Here is a 17,628-nt window from a genome sequence, read left to right as displayed (position 1 = left end):
TTATAAAGTATATTTGAAATGCATTTTATGGAATTTCTGGTTGTTTCGCCAGTACCTTTGCTACGGTTATCTTAATCGTTCACACGGAATTTCCCTATGATCAAATATCGACTGAGTGAAGAACCTCGTGCTTTTACTTATCAGGTAGACGGTGAGAAGAAAAGCGTCTTATTACGACAAGTTATTGCCGTAACGGATTTTAACGATGTTAAAGCCGGAACCTCCGGCGGCTGGGTTGATGCCGATAATGTGCTGTCACAACAGGGGGATTGCTGGATTTATGATGAAAACGCGATGGCCTTTGCGGGCACGGAAATTACGGGTAACGCGCGTATCACGCAGCCGTGCACGCTCTACAATAACGTGCGAATAGGCGATAACGTCTGGATTGATCGCGCTGATATCAGCGATGGCGCGCGGATAAGTGACAACGTCACCATTCAGTCCTCTTCCGTGCGCGGAGAGTGTGCGATTTATGGCGATGCCCGCGTGTTAAACCAGTCAGAAATTCTCGCCGTTCAGGGACTAACGCATGAACATGCGCAGATTTTACAAATTTACGATCGCGCCACCGTGAACCATTCGCGGATTGTCCATCAGGTACAGCTTTATGGCGACGCCACTATCACACACGCTTTTATTGAGCACCGGGCGGAGGTCTTTGATTTCGCGCTCATCGAAGGCAACAAAGACAATAATGTCTGGATCTGTGACTGCGCCAAAGTCTATGACCATGCGCGGGTTATCGCCGGCACAGAGGAAGATGCTATCCCTACCCTTCGCTACAGCTCGCAGGTAGCGGAACATGCGTTAATCGAAGGCAACTGTGTGTTAAAACATCATGTGCTGGTAGGCGGACATGCTGAGGTACGCGGAGGCCCGATTTTACTGGACGACCGCGTGCTGATTGAAGGCCAGGCCTGTATACAGGGCGAAATTCTGATTGAGCACCAGGTCGAGATTAGCGGACGGGCGGCGGTGATAGCCTTTGACGGCAATACTATTCACCTGCGCGGCCCAAAAGTGATCAATGGCGAGGATCGTATTACGCGTACCCCCTTAGTCGGTTCCCTTTAATCCGCATCAATAATGCGGGCATACATATTAACGTCGTGATAGTCGCCGTTAAGATACTCCGCCTGCTTCATACAGCCCTCCAGCGTAAAATGGTTGCGCCGTGCGACTGCGTTACTGGCCTGATTATCAACGCGGCATTTAATGACGAAGCGCCGAATATCGCCGCGCCGGGCATAATGTGTCATCAGCGCCTGTAATGATTGCGACATTATCCCTTGTCCCTGGAGGGACTCATCCAGCCAGTAACCGATATAGGCGGCTTTGTTTACCGGTTCGATAGCATTAAATGAGAGTACGCCCGCCATCTCATTCTGGCAGAAAATCAGGTACATTTTGGCGTAACCACGCTGGTGCAACAGTATATTACCCTGCACATGCTTACGCGTTTCCTCCTGCGACGTGACATATTGCGGCCAGTCGAGCGACTGTTGTAGCCACGCTTTGTTTTTGAGTACCAGTTGGTGCAGCGCCGGAACATGACTTTCATCTGCCGCTCGCAGTTCCAGCGTCGTGCTAACAGGAATAATTTCCACCATCGCGTTGCCCTTCTTCGTTGTTGGTCGTAATCACATAAATAGCCTGGTTTACCGATAACCCGCAGGTGATATGAGCGTTTTTATTGTATCGCCATCACATTATTTTTTATTGGCCATATTTAGCGTATTTCCGCGTGACACATTTCACACTTATCCAACCATTCTCCGCCTATAAAACGCTCAACGACTGATTGTTTTATCACCACGGAGACGCCAATGACCTTTTCTGTGCAGGAAACGCTTTTTTCTTTACTGCGGCTAAACGGGATTTCAGGACATGAAAGCAGTATTGCAAACGTTATGCAGCACGCGTTTGAACAGCAGGCCAAAGACGTCTGGCGGGATCGCTTAGGCAATGTCGTCGCCCGTTATGGCAGCGACAAATCCGACGCGCTTCGCCTGATGATTTTTGCGCATATGGATGAAGTCGGTTTTATGGTACGCAAGATCGAACCCTCCGGCTTTTTACGTTTTGAACGCGTGGGCGGCCCGGCGCAAATTACTATGCCCGGTTCGGTCGTGACGCTTGCCGGACGTTCAGGCGATATCATGGGCTGTATCGGTATTAAAGCATATCACTTCGCGAAGGGTGACGAGCGCACCCAGCCTCCCGCGCTCGATAAACTCTGGATTGATATCGGCGCAAAAGATAAAGCGGATGCCGAACGAATGGGTATTCAGGTGGGGACGCCAGTAACCCTTTACAACCCGCCGCACTGTCTGGGCAACGACCTGGTATGCAGTAAGGCGCTGGATGACAGACTGGGGTGTACGGCGCTACTGGGCGTCGCCGAGGCTCTCGCCTCCACACCGCTCGATATCGCGGTGTTCCTGGTCGCGTCGGTACAGGAAGAGTTCAATATTCGCGGGATTGTTCCCGTTTTACGACGCGTGCGCCCCGACCTGGCGATTGGTATTGATATCACCCCATCCTGCGACACGCCTGACCTGCAGGATTACTCGGATGTGCGGGTCAACCACGGCGTCGGCATCACCTGTCTGAACTATCACGGACGCGGTACGTTGGCGGGACTGATTACGCCGCCGCGTTTGCTGCGGATGCTGGAGACCACCGCGCACGAAAATAATATTCCCGTACAGCGAGAAGTCGCGCCAGGCGTCATCACCGAAACCGGCTACATTCAGGTTGAACTGGACGGTATTCCCTGCGCCAGTCTTTCTATTCCCTGCCGCTATACCCACTCGCCAGCCGAAGTCGCCAGCCTGCGCGACCTGGCTGATTGTATCCGTTTACTGACTGCGCTGGCCAACATGTCGCCAGAACAGTTTCCCATTGAGCCTGAAACAGGCGCTACACAAGAGGCACGACCATGATGAAAAAGATCCTTGTGGCATGTGGTAGCGGCATGTCGACATCAACCATGATTGCACAAAAACTGCAGGACTTTCTCGCGGAGCAAGGCATTGCGGCAACCACGGCGCAATGTTGTCTGAATGAGATCCCGTTGAACTGTAACGGTATGGATCTCATCGTAACGTCCATGCGTACGCACAGTGACTATGGCATCCCGACGCTCAACGGCGCCGCCCTGCTGACAGGCATCAACGACGACGCATTAAAACAAGAAATCAAGGCGCTGTTAACACAATAAAGGGGGCATTATGTTTGATTACATCCTGTCTCTCGGCGGCACCGTTTTTGTGCCCATCATTATGATTATCATCGGCTTAATCTTTCGTATTCCCTGGCTGCAGGCGGTGAAAGCCGGGGTGACGGTCGGCATCGGTTTTGTCGGCATGGGGTTGGTGATCGTCATGGCGATCGACAGTCTCAGTCCGCCGATTAAAGTGATGATTGAGCGTTTTGGCCTGACGCTGCATGTGTTTGACGTCGGCGCCGGGCCCGCATCCGGCGTCGGCTATGCGACGGCCATCGGCGCGATGATCATTCCCGTTATCTTTCTGCTCAACGTCGGTATGCTGGTGACTCGTCTGACCAAAACCATGAACGTTGATATTTATAACTACTGGCACTACGCCATTACCGGAACGGTCGTCCAGTTGATGACCGGCAGTCTGATTTATGGCGTACTGGGCGCGATTTGCCACGCCGCCTTGTCGTTGAAAATGGCCGACTGGACGGCGAAACGGGTACAGAACATTGTGGGTCTGGAAGGGATTTCTATTCCGCAAGGGTATGGCTCCAGCTCCGTGCCGTTGTTCGTATTGCTGGATGCGATATACGAAAAAATACCGTTTATGAAAGGACGCAATATTGATGCTCAGGAGATCCAAAAACGGTATGGGATGGTTGGCGACCCGGTGATCATTGGCGTTGTTCTCGGGCTGATCTTCGGACTTGCCGCAGGCGAAGGCTTTAAAGGGTGCGCAACCTTAATGATTACCGTGGCGGCGATTATGGTGCTGTTTCCGCGCATGATTCGCCTTATCGTTGAGGGATTAATGCCCATTTCCGACGGCGCACGTAAGTTCTTCCAGAAACACTTTAAAGGGCGCGAAGTCTTTATCGGTCTGGATACCGCAGTGACGTTAGGCCACCCGACCACCATCGCGGTTGGACTGCTGTTAATTCCCATCATGTTAATTCTGGCGAGCATACTGCCGGGCAATAAAGTCCTGCCGCTGGCTGATTTACCGGTTGCGCCGTTTTTTATCTGCATGGCCACGGTTATTCATCGCGGCGATCTGATTCGTACTCTGCTCAGCGGCATCATTGTCATGATTACCGTTCTGCTGATCGCCACCCAGTTCGCACCGTACTTTACCGATATGGCGCTCAAAGGCGGCTTTAGCTTCGCCGCTGAAAACGCGCAAATTACCGCGCTGTCGGTGGGAAATATGTTTGGCTGGTCAATATCTGAATTGATGTCGCTGGGCATGATTGGCGTGGTTATTGTGGTCGGCATTGTCGCCAGCATCATACTTGTCTTACGTAAACGTGAACTACCGGAATAAGGAGCAACCCAGAATGAGTTGGCTAAAAGAGGTAATAGGAACGGAAAAAGCCGTTATCGCCATGTGCCATTTACGGGCGTTGCCGGGCGATCCCGGGTTCGATACCAGGAAAGGCATGAACTGGGTAATTGACCGCGCCCATGACGATTTAATGGCGCTACAAAATGGCGGCGTGGATGCGGTGATGTTCTCCAACGAATTTAGTCTGCCTTATTTAACGAAAGTCAGACCGGAAACGACCACCGCGATGGCAAGAATCATCGGTCAGTTAATGAGTGAAATTCGCGTACCGTTTGGGGTAAACGTGTTGTGGGACCCTGTGGCCTCGTTTGATTTGGCAATGGCGACCGACGCAAAATTTATTCGCGAAATTTTTACCGGCGCTTACGCCAGCGATTTTGGCGTCTGGGATACGAATGTCGGCGAAACCATTCGCCATCAGCATCGCATCGGCGCAGGCCACGTGAAAACGTTGTTTAACATCGTTCCGGAAGCGGCGGTGTATCTGGGAAACCGCGATGTCTGTTCAATTGCGAAATCGACCGTATTTAACAATAACCCCGATGCCCTGTGCGTCTCGGGGCTGACGGCGGGCGCTCGCACGGATAGCGCCATACTGAAGCGAGTAAAAGAGACCGTCCCCGACACGGTCGTGCTGGCGAATACCGGGGTGTGTCTGGAAAACGTCGAGGAGCAGCTCTGCATTGCCGACGGATGCGTAACGGCAACCACGTTTAAAAAAGACGGCGTCTTCGCCAACTTTGTCGACCAGGCGCGCGTGGCGAAGTTTATGGAGAAAGTACGCCATATCCGACAATAAAATGGGGATAAGCAAAACGCTTATCCCCTGCAGAGAGCGATAACTCTTCTGCCGATCTCCGTCGCCTTCGCCAAAAGACACGCCGGGGATCGGTTCCAGAGTAACCCGAACCGGCAAGGAGTCAACGATCGATGATTAATGATGTTAAGTGGGTTCAGGCGCAACGCCATGCCAGCGACTGGCGACACGCGCTGGATATCGCCGTTCGTCCGCTGATTACGTTCGGCGCGGCGGCCCCCTGCTACCTGGACGGTATTATTGAGAACACCCTTAAATGGGGGCCATATTATCTTATCGCGCCGGGGATTGCGCTGCCCCATGCCAGACCAGAGCAAGGCGCTAACCATAATCAAATCAGCGTCACTACGTTAGCAACGCCGGTCGCTTTCGGTAATGCGGATTGCGATCCCATCTGGCTGTTGCTTTGCGCCAGCGCCACGGATGCCGAAGCACATATTCGCACCATTCAACGCATCAGCCAGTGGCTCGACTCGCCGGAAAGCGTCGCGATGCTGCAAGATGCGCCAAATGATGCCGCGCTTTTCGCGCAATTAACCGCATTGCGCTGATGGAGGTTTCGATGATCCTGCACCCTTCACTGGCCTCCGCCGATCCGCTGCGCTATGCCGAGGCGTTGACCGCTTTACACGATGCGCCCCTCGGCTCGCTGCATCTGGATATCGAAGATACCAGTTTCATCAACAATATTACCTTCGGTATGAAAACCATTCAGGCAGTCGCACAATACACTCGCCATCCGCTCTCATTTCACCTGATGGTCTCATCGCCGCAACGCTGGTTACCCTGGCTTGCAGCTATCCGCCCCGGCTGGATTTTCATTCATGCCGAAAGCGTGCAAAACCCCTCGGAGATTCTGGCGGATATTCGCGCTATCGGGGCGAAAGCAGGACTGGCGCTTAACCCGACAACGCCGCTATTGCCTTATCGTTATCTGGCATTGCAACTGGATGCGCTGATGATCATGACCAGCGAACCCGACGGGCGCGGACAGCAATTTATCGCCGCGATGTGTGAAAAAGTGAGCCAGAGCAGAGAGCATTTCCCTGCTGCGGAATGCTGGGCGGACGGCGGTATTACACTTCGCGCCGCACGGCTGCTTACCGCCGCAGGCGCACAGCATCTGGTGATTGGCCGAGCGTTGTTCACGACGGCGAACTATGATGTGACGTTGTCACAATTCACCGCGCTATAAAGGAGTCATATGCTGATGAGCCAACAGCGCCCCGACCGTATCAAACAGATGTTGCATTACCTTTGGCAACACAGGCACCTCTCAACACAACAAGCTATTGAGCTTTTTGGCTATGCAGAGGCAACCGTGCGCCGGGATTTTCACTATATTGCCAGCCGTTATCCCGGTATGGTTCGCGGCCATGGTTGTATTGACTTCGACGACAGTACGGAAGATAAAGAATATGTTTTCGACGTTAAGCGAACGTTACAAAGCGAGGCGAAACGCGAAATCGCCGCCCTCGCCCGCACGTTCATCAAGGATGGAGACTGCTTTTTTCTCGACTCCGGCTCCACCTGTCTGGAACTGGCAAAATGTCTGGTCGACGCCAAAGTAAAAGTCATTTGCAATGACATCAAAATCGCTAACGAACTGGGTGGCTTCCCACACGTAGAGAGCTACATTATTGGCGGACTGATTCGCCCCGGTTACTTTTCGGTGGGCGAGAGTCTGGCGCTGGAGATGATTAACGCCTTTGCCGTTGAACGCGCCTTTATCTCCTGCGATGCGCTGTCGATTGAAACGGGCATCACCAACGCTACCATGTTTGAAGTAGGCGTCAAAACGCGCATTATTCAGCGCTCACGCGAGGTCATATTGATGGCCGATCACTCAAAGTTTGATACTGTAGAACCCCATGCGGTGGCGACGCTGTCCTGTATTACTACCATTCTTAGCGACAGTGCGCTCCCGTCTGCTATCGCCCGACGTTATCAGCAGGCGGGATGCCGTCTCATCATGTCAGACCCCTCATCAGGAGCGCGCTAATGGACATCAGGCAAATGAACAAAACCCATCTGGAGCTCTGGCGCGGATTGCGAAAACAGCTCTGGCCTGGTCACCCGGATGACGCCCATCTGGCGGACGGCGAAGAAATTCTGCAAACCGATCATCTGGCATCATTTATTGCGATGGCAGACGGGGTGGCGATTGGCTTTGCGGATGCCTCAATCCGCCACGATTATGTCAATGGCTGTGACAGTTCGCCCGTGGCTTTCCTTGAAGGTATTTTTGTTCTCCCCTCATTCCGTCAACGCGGCGTAGCGAAACAATTGATTGCAGCGGTGCAACGATGGGGAACGAATAAAGGGTGTCGGGAAATGGCCTCCGATACCTCGCCGGAAAATACAATTTCCCAGAAAGTTCACCAGGCGTTAGGATTTGAGGAAACAGAGCGCGTCATTTTCTACCGAAAGCGTTGTTGAGGGAAATCATACAGGAAAAGGTCGGGTATAGTACCCGACCTTTATATTACTGGGGCAGATCTTTTTCAGTTAACAAGCGTGTCGTTTTCACTTGTTCAATATTTCTGGCGCCACCCAACATCATGTTAATTGTCAGCTCTTTGTTTAGCTGTTCAATCACTGATGCCACACCCTGAGCGCCGCCAAGATTAAGACCGTATAATACAGGCCGGCCAACCGCCACAATATCCGCCCCGCTGGCTAACGCTTTGAATATGTGCGAACCACGGCGTACTCCACTGTCAAAAATAACAGGCACTCGCTTGTTGACGACTTTTGCAATCGCAGGAAGCATATCGAATGAGGACGGCCCGCTGTCTAATTGACGGCCACCATGGTTAGAAACCCATATTCCTGCGGCCCCGGCCTGGATAGCAATTTCAGCATCCTCCGGCGTAAAGGCTTGTTTAGCCTGCGCGTAAATTTCACTTATCCCTGCTCCTTTGCCAGTTTTTGAACCATCGTCATTTTTTCTGGCGAACATTTCCAGGTTTGCAAAACCCAGCGGGAACTGGAAGTTATTTTTAATATCTTCTTCCCGATAACCGCCGACAGGCGAATCTACGGTCAGAATAATCGCTTTAGCGCCATGTTTTACCGCTTGTGCAAGAATAAATTCGTTAAATTGATTATTCTTGCTCATATAAAGCTGGAAGAAGAACGGATTTTTCCCGGAAACGTTAGCCACCTCTTCGATGGTCTTGTTGCCATAGGTGCTCAACGAGAAAATCGAACCGACCTGCGCCATGCCTTTCGCCGTCGCCAACTCTCCGGAGGCGTGGGCCAGGCCCTGCGCCGCCATCGGTGCCTGGATTATAGGCGTTTTAAGCGGAATACCCAGTAGCTGCGTTGATAAATCGATCTCTTTTAACTCAATGCCCTGTAATACGCGCGGCATAATATATTTTTTGTCAAAGCTTTCGGTGTTGCTGCGAAGGTTATTCTCATCTTCGGCTCCACCGCGAATATAACCAAATGCCCCTTTCTCCATTCTGGCCTGAACGCGTGCTTCCAGAGAGGCTACGTTCGTCATTTTTATTGCTTTTTCGTCCGTGCTGGCTTTGTACTCTTCAGCATAAGCCAGGCCTGATGTTGCCAACATTACCAGCGAGACCACTACCCGAATGAGGTGATGAGTTTTCATCATTATTCCCTTTATTGCTTAACCGCTTCTGCCTGGATTTTTATATCGACAACTTTCGTCATCCCCATATCGACCAGATAATCTACCCCCCACTGGGTGCGATCTATTTGCGTGACAAAATCACCACCGCAAACCTGCGCCTTGAATATCGGGCTCATATAGCAGCCAAACTTGGTGGTGGTTAAGGTAACGGGCTTAGTTACTCCCTTCATTGTTAGCAAACCGTCAATAGAAACCGGTTTATTATCTTCAAAATGCCATTTTGTTGATTTAAATACCATTTCTGGATATTTTTCCGCATCCAGAATATCGCTACTGCGGATATGGTTATCAAACGTATCCACCCCGGTATTTAAGGCGCTTACGGGAATCGTCACGCGCATCTCTGCATCTTGCTTTTCCGGCTGATATTTCAGTTCGCCGCTAATAGCATAAAACCCGCCATGATTGGTTGAGGTCTGGAAATGATCGATATTAAATACCGCATTGGTATGCGTATTATCAAATTTATATACATCTGCATGAGCAGCACTTAATAAACCCAGAGACAGGACAGCACCAAGAAAATTCTTTTTCATTATATTCACTTTATATCTTAAATAAGGCGAAGTTATCTTAATGTTCCCTGTCCGCAGGATCGAGAGGGATAAACAGGAAGGACTGTTGCAAAAATAGAACGATGGAAAGGCCATGTCACAAAAACAGCGGCTCACGAATGAGTTTATGTCAGGGCTATTTCCGGAACCTGTACCGCCTTTGTGGCGGTACAGAAGGCAAACTGACTAACGCATGATACGATCGTCGACATAACGGCGCTTATCCGGCGCGGGCGGGAAATACTGATACAGCCAGGTTTCGCTGATAGCCTCCCTCTGGCAGCGCAGGAACATACGCATATCCACCGGTGCCGTAGAATCCGAGGTCGGATACCAGTCAAACTGGATACGATAACCGTCGAAAGGCTCAACGTAGAGGATCTCAATCTGCTTCGCCTCACCGCTGGAGAGCGTAATTACCGGCTCAATGCCTTTTGGCGCGGCCGCTTTCAGATCGCCGCCGACAAAATCAATAGCAAAACGGCGCGCCCATTTATCTGAGTAATGTTCGCCCGGCGCCCAACCTTCGGGAAAGCCGCCCATCCCTGTACGGGTCGCCATGACCCGCGCAAGCGGAGATTGTACCGGCGGCTGCGCGCTCCAGTACAAACGATAATTAAACGCCAGCGTATCCCCGGCTTTGATCGCTTTTTCCGGCTGCCAGAAACAGACCACATTATCCAGAGTTTCACCAGTGGTTGGGATCTCCATCAGGCTAACCGCGCCTTTCCCCCACTTACTGCGCGGCTCCACCCACAGGCTCGGACGTTTGTTGTACCAGCCCATCACATCCTGATAATGCGAGAAATCGCGATCGAGTTGCAGCAGGCCGAACCCTTTTGGGTTATCGTCCATATATGCATTGAACTGCAATTTCTGCGGATTATTCAGCGGGCGGCAAATCCACTCGCCGTTACCCCGCCACATCGCCAGCCGATCGGAGTCGTGAATTTGCGGGTGAATGGTGTCGCATACCCGACGTTCATTATTCCCACAGCTAAACATACTGGTCATCGGCGCAATGCCAAGTTGCTTTATATCTTTACGGGCGTAGAGATGGTTTTCTACATCCATGATCACCTGCGTTTTTTCGCAATGGATCACAAATTTATACGCGCCCGTCACGCTGGCGCTGTCCAGCAGAGCGTAAACGGTAAACGTAGTATCGCCCGGCTTCGCGGTGTCAAACCAGAATGCGGTGAAGTCAGGGAACTCTTCCTGGCCGTCAGTATAGGTATCTATCGCCAGCCCGCGAGCCGACAGGCCATACTGATAAGTATCATCTACCGCCCGGAAATAACTGGCGCCCAGGAAGGAGACGACATCGCGCCGCGCCAGTTCCGGCGCTTTAAAGACACGGAAACCGGCGAAACCGAGATCGCTCTGCCCTTCCAGTTGCGTCGTATCGACGCCGGCATCGTTGTATTTAAACAGTTCCGGGCGAAAATGAATCTCGCGAGCAAGATGCGTCGTCGTATCAACGGAAAACATGCGTACGCGACGACGAAAGCCCATCCCTACGTGGAAAAACTGAATATCGAGCTGCCGGTTGGCAACACCGTTCCAGAGTGAATGCGCCGCGTCATACTGAATGCTGTTATAGGCCTGCGGCGTCAGATTGGCGAGCGTATCCGGCAAGGGTCCCGGCGCGCCACCCCAGGGCTTTTTCGCTAACGCCTGGGCCATTGATTGCAGACCAGCAAAATCAAAACGGACAATTTTACCATCCGCAATATCGGATTCCGCGGCAAACGCCGCCTGAGAAAAGAGGGAAGCAATACCGCTGGAACCGCACACGGCGGCCATTGCCATTGAACCTTTAATAAATCGTCTACGATTCATACCTGAAAATGAGTCCTTCTGGTCTTGTGAATGGTCCCGCGCTGGTTTTTTCAGCAGCAAGAATGTGCCCGTTTCTGACCGCTCACTCTAGACAAAATTCATTAATAATCCAATTGTTGGTCGCCTGGAAACTGTGCAAAAGCGTAAATATTTTATGTCGATAAGAACCGACCTAATCGGATGTAAACCTCACGCAGCATTCTTCAGGTTATGAAAAGTTTATTCCAGACTAACGTGATGTTTCATGACTCGTTTAAACAGCGCCAGACGCGCACGCATAAAGCGGTTTTCCACTTTAAAACCGGCAAGTTTGTTCAGCCCAATCCGCAACAGACGATCTCGCCCCCGAATGCTGGCGGGCCAGCGAACCGGGCCGTGCAGCACGTCGCGCGTGCGGCTGGCATGACGAGCGAAATTCACCCAGTAATCCGCCACCTGCGAGGCAAAGGCCAGGTCATTCTCATTCACATAATGGCATGTGGGCTCAGCCCGCGTTAACGTATCGAATACATACGGTATTTCATTGCCATGACAGGCGCCATTCGCGTAGGTGTTATGCTCCGCTTCGGCGACATAATCAAACCAGTAACGCCAGCACGGTTCGCCGATCCGCTGCTGCGCTTGCATGACGACATAACCCAACGTGGTAAATACCATATCCCGACAGACCTGCCGCCCTAGTGCTTCGTCGCCTTTCACTCCAGGATAAAGCAGCCGGATTAACCCCAGGCCAACACGCCGCTCACGGCGCATTTTTTGAATTTGACCGGCAATATCGACGCCAAAAACTGCCAATACGCTGGCTTCATCGCTATTCGAGCCGATCATCACCGGTATTGGATGCTGTTTCGCCGCAAAGAAGGTTTCCAGCATCGGATGCGGCAGCACGACGTCGCCGGAAATCGGCGTCGGCGCAATTTTAAAAGGCGCGTCCAGCGGCCAAAACGTCTCTGCCGGTAAAGCGCGTAGCTGTTCGGCAGTGGCATGGGCTAAGCCAAGATGTTCTGCCAGCGCAACGCCTTTTTTTAGCGCCACCTCGCGGGGCGTATCCGGCAGCGTATAACCACTCTGAATAATCGCTTTATGAAAAAGCCCCTTCGCCAACGGCGAAGCCATCAACGACAGCACGCTGCGGGCGCCGGCGGATTCGCCAAATAACGTCACATTCTGCGTATCGCCGCCAAATGCGGCAATATTGTCCTGCACCCAACGCAGCGCAGCGATTTGATCGAGTAAAGCGAAATTATGAATACACTCCGCCTCTTCGCCTTCCAGCGCCGGATGCGCGAAAAAGCCCAGATGGCCAAGCCGATAATTGACCGTCACCACGATCGCGCCGCGCTTCGCCAGCGCTTGACCGTCATAGGGCGGCAAACTTCCCGCGCCAATAGTGTAACCGCCGCCGTGTAGCCAGACCATGACCGGCAACGGTTCATGACGTACGGCGGGAGCCCAGACGTTCAGGTAGAGACAGTCTTCGGAAAAATTTCCCGGATCGCCGCCGCCGAGTTCGCGACACCAGGTAATATCCTGCCAACTGGCGCAGGAGAAACAATCCGCCTGGCGCACATCCTGCCAGGGCGTAACAGGCTGCGGCGCACGCCAGCGTAGCTCCCCTGTTGGCGGCGCGGCATAAGGTATACCGCGCCAGATATGGATTTCTTCCTGTACGACGCCCACGATTTTACCGTGACGCGTCGCCACCAGCGGGATGGAGGGATTCAACATAACGCCTTCCTTTTACAGTATCCTCACAGCCTGTGAAGCTTACCGCTTTTAAAGCAGACCGCAACGGCGTTTACTGCGTTCTTCCGCTTCCTGATATAACGAAAATTCATCCCGTACAGCACATCCCAGCGCCTGTTCAAAGGCGTCGCGGCTGGCATTGCCGTGGCTTCTGGCCAGCGTTTCATTTCCCAAATTCGACTGAAAAATGCCGGCTGCGCTGACCGGAAGAAAATCTTCATAGGTAATCGGCTGCGCGATCACCCAACCGCGCTCAATAAGCGGCTGCGGATCGTCGCCAGGATGGATCGCCTGACGATGCGCCTCGCCGGAAGGCGTTAAGCGATAACGGAACCAAGCAAGCCCCTGCTGGCGAAGCAGAAATTCGCTATCCGGAAAGGTGTTAAAGACCTCCCGCAAATGGAGTTGATGCGTGAAGTTGTCCTTACCCGTTCCCGCCTTGTGCAACAGTTCGTCATATAATCGACGACCTTTTGGCGTCAGCGCGACGCCACGTTGCTCAATTTCGCCGAAGCGCGCCGTGTGCGTACCCTGCTTTTCATCAACGAAGAGCACCTGCTCTTCCAGAGCTTTGAAACTGGTTTGCCGCAACAGAATAGGCACTTCGCGGCGAGGCGGACCTTCGATAAGAATTTTAGGCGTAATGCCGCACTCCGGCATCATGGCCTGTACCCGGTCGATATCCAGAGTACGCGGCGTCAGATGGTTAATGTGGCATCCCGGAAAACAGACCACGTCGGCAATTAAACGATGCTCACGATGCAGGCTGCGGTACGTTTCTTCATCAACGGTAGCCTGACGATGCCAGCGAAAAGTCTCCAGCGTTTCACGGACGAACTCTTCGGCCTGAGCAGCACTAAAACCGCCCTGCTCGTCGTACTCATCCAGCAATTGTCGGCAGCGCGATGTAAAAATATCACGCTGCGATAAGATTTCCGCCGCCCGCTGGCGTAATGCCGCGTTTTCAATGAGCTCCAGGCGTAATAGCGAAGTGAACATGCGAAAGGGATTACGCGAGAGCGAAGCCTCGTCAATGGGACGAAATGCCGTGGAGTGCACAGGCACGCCCGCCTGAGAGAGATCGTAATAACTTACTGGGTACATCCCCATGATGGCGAATATCCGACGCAAGGTAGAAAGTTCTTCTGCGGTGCCAACACGAATGGCGCCATGTCGTTCCACGTTCAATCGCGCCAGTTCATCGGCATTAGCCAACTGCTCATGCAGTTTGGGATTATTTTCCAGCACCGCCAGATTCACGTCAGCCACAAGTTCCAGTAACGTACCGTACTGCGGAACTTCCTGCTGGTACATTGCCGACATTGCCTGCGAAAAGTGTTCCCGAATCTCATCTGCCGTGATGGTGTTCGCCATAATGTCATGCCTCCAGTGAATGTTACCTGGAGTGTAGAAAACCTCATCCATTCCGGGGAGAAGAATTTACAAACTGTGATCCGACCTGAATTCATTATGCAGAACGGATTGACATGAGCTGGCATATCCCCGACCAGATCGCGGCTTAACACGCTTAACGGCAGTTGAATCATCAGTAAAATAAAACAGTTGTAACTTGAAATGGTAAAATGTTAATAATATTTTGCTATCAGGTTATCAAAAACAAACAACTTTACTTGTCACCCGCACGGCTCTGTTTTTAACATCGCTTATGGAAAAAAATGGTCTGTTTAGTCAGCGCATTCGGTTGCGCCACCTTCATACATTTGTAGCCGTTGCGCAACAGGGAACTCTGGGGCGCGCGGCTGAAACTCTTAACCTGAGCCAGCCAGCGCTTTCTAAAACGCTGAACGAACTGGAACAACTCACCGGAACCCGTCTGTTTGAACGCGGGCGACTGGGCGCGCAATTAACGGTTCCTGGCGAACAATTTTTGACTCATGCGGTAAAAGTATTAGATGCATTGAATACCGCCGGGCAGGCGCTGAATCGCAAAGAGGACGCCAGCGCCGATGTGGTGCGTGTTGGCGCGCTCCCCACCGCTGCGCTGGGTATACTCCCGGCGGCTATTGGGCGGTTCCATCAACAGCAAAAATCGACCTCGTTACAGGTCGCGACCATGAACAATACGATGTTGCTTGCAGGTCTGAAATCAGGCGAGATCGATCTGGGTATTGGCCGCATGTCAGACCCGGAATTAATGGGCGGTTTAAATTACGAACTGCTGTTTTTAGAATCGCTTAAATTAGTGGTACGCCCCGGTCATCCCCTGTTACAGGAGACGATCACGCTCAGTCGGGTTATGGAGTGGCCGGTAGTCGTCTCGCCAAAAGGCACGGTACCGCGCCAGAATGCGGAAGCCCTGTTGCAAAGCCAGGGGTGTAAAATGCCTGCCGGATGTATCGAAACGCTATCCGCATCGTTATCACGACAACTGACCGTAGATTACGATTACGTCTGGTTCGTCCCCTCTGGCGCGGTTAAAGAAGATCTTCGCCAGGCGACGCTGGTCTCATTACCCGTGCCGACCCAGAGCGCAGGCGAACCGATAGGTATTCTTACGCGAGTTGATATCCCGCTCTCAACCGGGGCGCAAATGCTGATTGCGGCGATCCGTAAATCGATGCCGCTGTGATAGCGGCTGTCGGACATTAACCGCGCCCGCGGCTAAAATAGCCCGCTGGCGCGACGCTTATTAAAGGAAGGATGATCGCATCGTCGCGCCAGTATCCTGTAAATGAAACGCATCAACGGCTTGCGTCAAGCGGGCGGCCTGTTCTTCAAGCGAAGCGGCCGCCGCGGACGCCTCTTCGACCAGCGACGCGTTTTGTTGCGTAACCCTGTCCATCTCAGAAATCGCCTGACTGACCTGAACAATACCGCGACTTTGCTCATCAGAGGCTGCCGCGATGTCGAGCATAATATCGGTGACGCGTTTGACGGCATCCACAATCTCATTCATGGTGCTCCCCGCAGCGATAACCTCTTCAGATCCTTGTTCAATCAGGCTGACCGATGCGCCGATCAAGCCTTCAATCTCTTTTGCCGCCTGCGCGCTGCGACTGGCGAGGGTACGAACCTCACTGGCGACCACCGCAAAACCGCGTCCTTGTTCCCCGGCGCGTGCCGCCTCGACCGCCGCGTTCAGCGCCAGAATGTTGGTCTGGAAAGCGATACTGTTAATGACGGCGGTAATTTCCGAGATTTTTTTCGAGCTGGTGGAAATATTCCCCATCGTTTGTACGACCCCGGAAACCATCTGGCCTCCGCGGCTGGCTTTACCGGAAGCATCTTCCGCCAGTTTGCTGGCGTGATGCGCATTATCCGCATTCTGCTTAACGGTTGCCGTCAACTGTTCCATACTGGCCGCGGTCTGTTCAATGGCGGCAGCCTGCTGTTCAGTACGAGAAGATAAATCCGTATTACCAGCGGTAATTTCGCTGGTGCCTCGATAAATTTCCTCCGCCCCCTGACGCACCGCCCCTACCGTTTGTTGCAACGCATGCTGCATCTGCTGAAGATGATGGCTCAGGCGACCAATTTCACTGCGTCCTGTGGGCTCGTCAGCCATGGTCAGATCGCCCGCCGCAATGCGTTCGATACGTGACGCAGACTGCTGCAAGGGTTGTATCACCGTGCGACGCAGTACCATGAAGGTCATTAACGTCAATACCAGCGCCAACGTAAATGCGCCAATCATAAACATCATACCGAGCCTGGTACGTTGGTAAGCCTGCTCGCTAAGTAGTCTTGCCCGCTCGGTGCGCAGTTCAATCGCTTTCAACAGGACATGGTTATATGCTGCATCCAGTTGTTTTGCCTGCTCGTTTTCATGATTAATGATCGCTTCGAACATGCCATTTTTGGCAAATTTCAGCATCGGTTGCAGGCCGTTGATATAGGCGGTGTAGCGGGCGTTTAACTCGTTATCTAACGCGTCATCTGCGGGTGTTTTCACCGCTCTGGACATATAAGCGTTAAAGCCGTCCTGAGACTGCTTGATCCGCGTTTCCGCAGCGGCAATATTGGCTTTCATTTCATCCATTTCAGCAATCCGGCTCGCCGCGCCAGCGTGGATCATATTGATACGTGCGGTACGTAAGTGGTTAGCGCTGTTGGATAATCCCATCCGTACCTGAATCTCGTCCGTGACATCACGCTGATCGCGATCGGCCTGTAACAGAAAATAGCCTGCCAGCCCGGCGCTCAAAGCAAAAAGAAGAAGGATGCCACCGAGAATGGAGGAAAACAGCGGAACCAGCCGAATATGATGCAGGAAGCCCAGTTTATGCGAGGCTTGCATCGAGAATGTGTTGCCCATGACCGTCGACTCTCTTGTAGGTTTTATGCGTAAAACACGCCCGTTAGATAGTCATCGGCACTTCGTGACGTTTGCTTATCGCGAAAAGCATCGCCTTCGTCACATTTTCACAACATTCATTCCAGAAAATTCAGAAAAGCGCCAGCGGAAAATCCGCT

Annotated in this window: 17 protein-coding genes; 10 read left to right on the top strand and 7 right to left on the bottom strand. The window is 52.5% G+C overall.

All coding sequences use genetic code 11. The features are described 5' to 3' along the window. Positions 1-96: 96 nt before the first annotated feature. On the top strand, positions 97-1,077 hold the full coding sequence (gene ydcK, locus N7E69_RS20185) for a YdcK family protein (protein WP_000599086.1): 981 nt from the start codon (positions 97-99) through the stop codon (positions 1,075-1,077). Here the strand turns inward: ydcK and rimL are convergent. After that, positions 1,074-1,613 (bottom strand): 50S ribosomal protein L7/L12-serine acetyltransferase, encoded by a 540-nt coding sequence (gene rimL, locus N7E69_RS20180; RefSeq protein WP_000229306.1) that lies wholly within the window; start codon positions 1,611-1,613, stop codon positions 1,074-1,076. The two genes, ydcK and rimL, sit on opposite strands and share 4 nt — an antisense overlap. Positions 1,614-1,829: 216 nt before the next feature. Here rimL and N7E69_RS20175 point away from each other — a divergent pair, with 216 nt between their 5' ends. From N7E69_RS20175 to aac(6'), 8 genes are all read left to right on the top strand, one after another. Next, a complete protein-coding gene (locus N7E69_RS20175; RefSeq protein WP_000144629.1) occupies positions 1,830-2,948 on the top strand; it encodes a M42 family metallopeptidase in 1,119 nt (372 codons plus the stop codon). Further along, positions 2,945-3,226: a PTS sugar transporter subunit IIB SgcB gene (gene sgcB, locus N7E69_RS20170; RefSeq protein ID WP_000976131.1), complete on the top strand. Its 282-nt coding sequence runs from the start codon at positions 2,945-2,947 to the stop codon at positions 3,224-3,226. The genes N7E69_RS20175 and sgcB overlap by 4 nt, the downstream gene beginning before the upstream one ends. 10 nt (positions 3,227-3,236) lie before the next feature. Next, positions 3,237-4,550, top strand: a complete 1,314-nt coding sequence (gene sgcC / locus N7E69_RS20165; RefSeq protein WP_000460835.1) for a PTS sugar transporter subunit IIC SgcC — start codon at positions 3,237-3,239, stop codon at positions 4,548-4,550. Positions 4,551-4,563: 13 nt separating this feature from the next. Then, positions 4,564-5,370, top strand: a complete 807-nt coding sequence (gene sgcQ / locus N7E69_RS20160; protein WP_000118619.1) for a BtpA family protein SgcQ — start codon at positions 4,564-4,566, stop codon at positions 5,368-5,370. 131 nt (positions 5,371-5,501) lie between these two features. Beyond that, positions 5,502-5,939 (top strand): SgcA family PTS sugar transporter subunit IIA, encoded by a 438-nt coding sequence (sgcA, locus tag N7E69_RS20155; protein WP_000606454.1) that lies wholly within the window; start codon positions 5,502-5,504, stop codon positions 5,937-5,939. Between the two features lie 11 nt (positions 5,940-5,950). After that, positions 5,951-6,583, top strand: coding sequence for a ribulose-phosphate 3 epimerase family protein (locus N7E69_RS20150; protein WP_000600619.1), 633 nt, complete (start codon positions 5,951-5,953; stop codon positions 6,581-6,583). Between the two features lie 15 nt (positions 6,584-6,598). Further along, complete coding sequence (locus N7E69_RS20145; protein WP_001670738.1) at positions 6,599-7,390, top strand: DeoR/GlpR family DNA-binding transcription regulator; 792 nt, start codon at positions 6,599-6,601, stop codon at positions 7,388-7,390. Continuing rightward, a complete protein-coding gene (aac(6'), locus tag N7E69_RS20140) occupies positions 7,390-7,827 on the top strand; it encodes a cryptic aminoglycoside N-acetyltransferase AAC(6')-Iy/Iaa (RefSeq protein WP_000354860.1) in 438 nt (145 codons plus the stop codon). The genes N7E69_RS20145 and aac(6') overlap by 1 nt, the downstream gene beginning before the upstream one ends. A gap of 46 nt (positions 7,828-7,873) precedes the next feature. Here the strand turns inward: aac(6') and N7E69_RS20135 are convergent, their stop codons facing one another. From N7E69_RS20135 to N7E69_RS20115, 5 genes are all read right to left on the bottom strand, one after another. Continuing rightward, positions 7,874-9,010, bottom strand: coding sequence for a lactate oxidase (locus N7E69_RS20135; RefSeq protein ID WP_000848094.1), 1,137 nt, complete (start codon positions 9,008-9,010; stop codon positions 7,874-7,876). Positions 9,011-9,021: 11 nt separating this feature from the next. Further along, positions 9,022-9,597: a YceI family protein gene (locus N7E69_RS20130; RefSeq protein WP_001024305.1), complete on the bottom strand. Its 576-nt coding sequence runs from the start codon at positions 9,595-9,597 to the stop codon at positions 9,022-9,024. A gap of 195 nt (positions 9,598-9,792) precedes the next feature. Further along, on the bottom strand, positions 9,793-11,448 hold the full coding sequence (locus tag N7E69_RS20125) for a glucan biosynthesis protein D (RefSeq protein ID WP_001081957.1): 1,656 nt from the start codon (positions 11,446-11,448) through the stop codon (positions 9,793-9,795). A gap of 219 nt (positions 11,449-11,667) precedes the next feature. Continuing rightward, positions 11,668-13,176, bottom strand: a complete 1,509-nt coding sequence (locus N7E69_RS20120; RefSeq protein WP_000933978.1) for a carboxylesterase/lipase family protein — start codon at positions 13,174-13,176, stop codon at positions 11,668-11,670. Between the two features lie 48 nt (positions 13,177-13,224). Beyond that, positions 13,225-14,568, bottom strand: a complete 1,344-nt coding sequence (locus tag N7E69_RS20115) for a VOC family protein (RefSeq protein WP_000024096.1) — start codon at positions 14,566-14,568, stop codon at positions 13,225-13,227. Positions 14,569-14,860: 292 nt separating this feature from the next. Here N7E69_RS20115 and N7E69_RS20110 point away from each other — a divergent pair, with 292 nt between their 5' ends. Then, positions 14,861-15,784, top strand: a complete 924-nt coding sequence (locus N7E69_RS20110; protein WP_000414259.1) for a LysR substrate-binding domain-containing protein — start codon at positions 14,861-14,863, stop codon at positions 15,782-15,784. A gap of 60 nt (positions 15,785-15,844) precedes the next feature. Here the strand turns inward: N7E69_RS20110 and N7E69_RS20105 are convergent, their stop codons facing one another. Further along, positions 15,845-17,470 (bottom strand): methyl-accepting chemotaxis protein, encoded by a 1,626-nt coding sequence (locus N7E69_RS20105; RefSeq protein ID WP_000528483.1) that lies wholly within the window; start codon positions 17,468-17,470, stop codon positions 15,845-15,847. Positions 17,471-17,628: the final 158 nt, after the last annotated feature.

This window comes from Salmonella sp. 3C, assembly GCF_025426275.1.
GTDB classification, from domain to species: Bacteria; Pseudomonadota; Gammaproteobacteria; order Enterobacterales; family Enterobacteriaceae; genus Salmonella; species Salmonella enterica.
This window is presented reverse-complemented; position numbering and strand designations above follow the sequence as displayed.

Bases quoted from the DNA above. Each gene is read 5' to 3' on its own strand.
- ydcK (WP_000599086.1), top strand. From the start codon at position 97: ATGATCAAATATCGACTGAGTGAAGAACCTCGTGCTTTTACTTATCAG.
- rimL (WP_000229306.1), bottom strand. From the start codon at position 1,613: ATGGTGGAAATTATTCCTGTTAGCACGACGCTGGAACTGCGAGCGGCA.
- N7E69_RS20175 (WP_000144629.1), top strand. From the start codon at position 1,830: ATGACCTTTTCTGTGCAGGAAACGCTTTTTTCTTTACTGCGGCTAAAC.
- sgcB (WP_000976131.1), top strand. From the start codon at position 2,945: ATGATGAAAAAGATCCTTGTGGCATGTGGTAGCGGCATGTCGACATCA.
- sgcC (WP_000460835.1), top strand. From the start codon at position 3,237: ATGTTTGATTACATCCTGTCTCTCGGCGGCACCGTTTTTGTGCCCATC.
- sgcQ (WP_000118619.1), top strand. From the start codon at position 4,564: ATGAGTTGGCTAAAAGAGGTAATAGGAACGGAAAAAGCCGTTATCGCC.
- sgcA (WP_000606454.1), top strand. From the start codon at position 5,502: ATGATTAATGATGTTAAGTGGGTTCAGGCGCAACGCCATGCCAGCGAC.
- N7E69_RS20150 (WP_000600619.1), top strand. From the start codon at position 5,951: ATGATCCTGCACCCTTCACTGGCCTCCGCCGATCCGCTGCGCTATGCC.
- N7E69_RS20145 (WP_001670738.1), top strand. From the start codon at position 6,599: ATGAGCCAACAGCGCCCCGACCGTATCAAACAGATGTTGCATTACCTT.
- N7E69_RS20135 (WP_000848094.1), bottom strand. From the start codon at position 9,010: ATGAAAACTCATCACCTCATTCGGGTAGTGGTCTCGCTGGTAATGTTG.
- N7E69_RS20125 (WP_001081957.1), bottom strand. From the start codon at position 11,448: ATGAATCGTAGACGATTTATTAAAGGTTCAATGGCAATGGCCGCCGTG.
- N7E69_RS20120 (WP_000933978.1), bottom strand. From the start codon at position 13,176: ATGTTGAATCCCTCCATCCCGCTGGTGGCGACGCGTCACGGTAAAATC.
- N7E69_RS20115 (WP_000024096.1), bottom strand. From the start codon at position 14,568: ATGGCGAACACCATCACGGCAGATGAGATTCGGGAACACTTTTCGCAG.
- N7E69_RS20110 (WP_000414259.1), top strand. From the start codon at position 14,861: ATGGAAAAAAATGGTCTGTTTAGTCAGCGCATTCGGTTGCGCCACCTT.
- N7E69_RS20105 (WP_000528483.1), bottom strand. From the start codon at position 17,470: ATGGGCAACACATTCTCGATGCAAGCCTCGCATAAACTGGGCTTCCTG.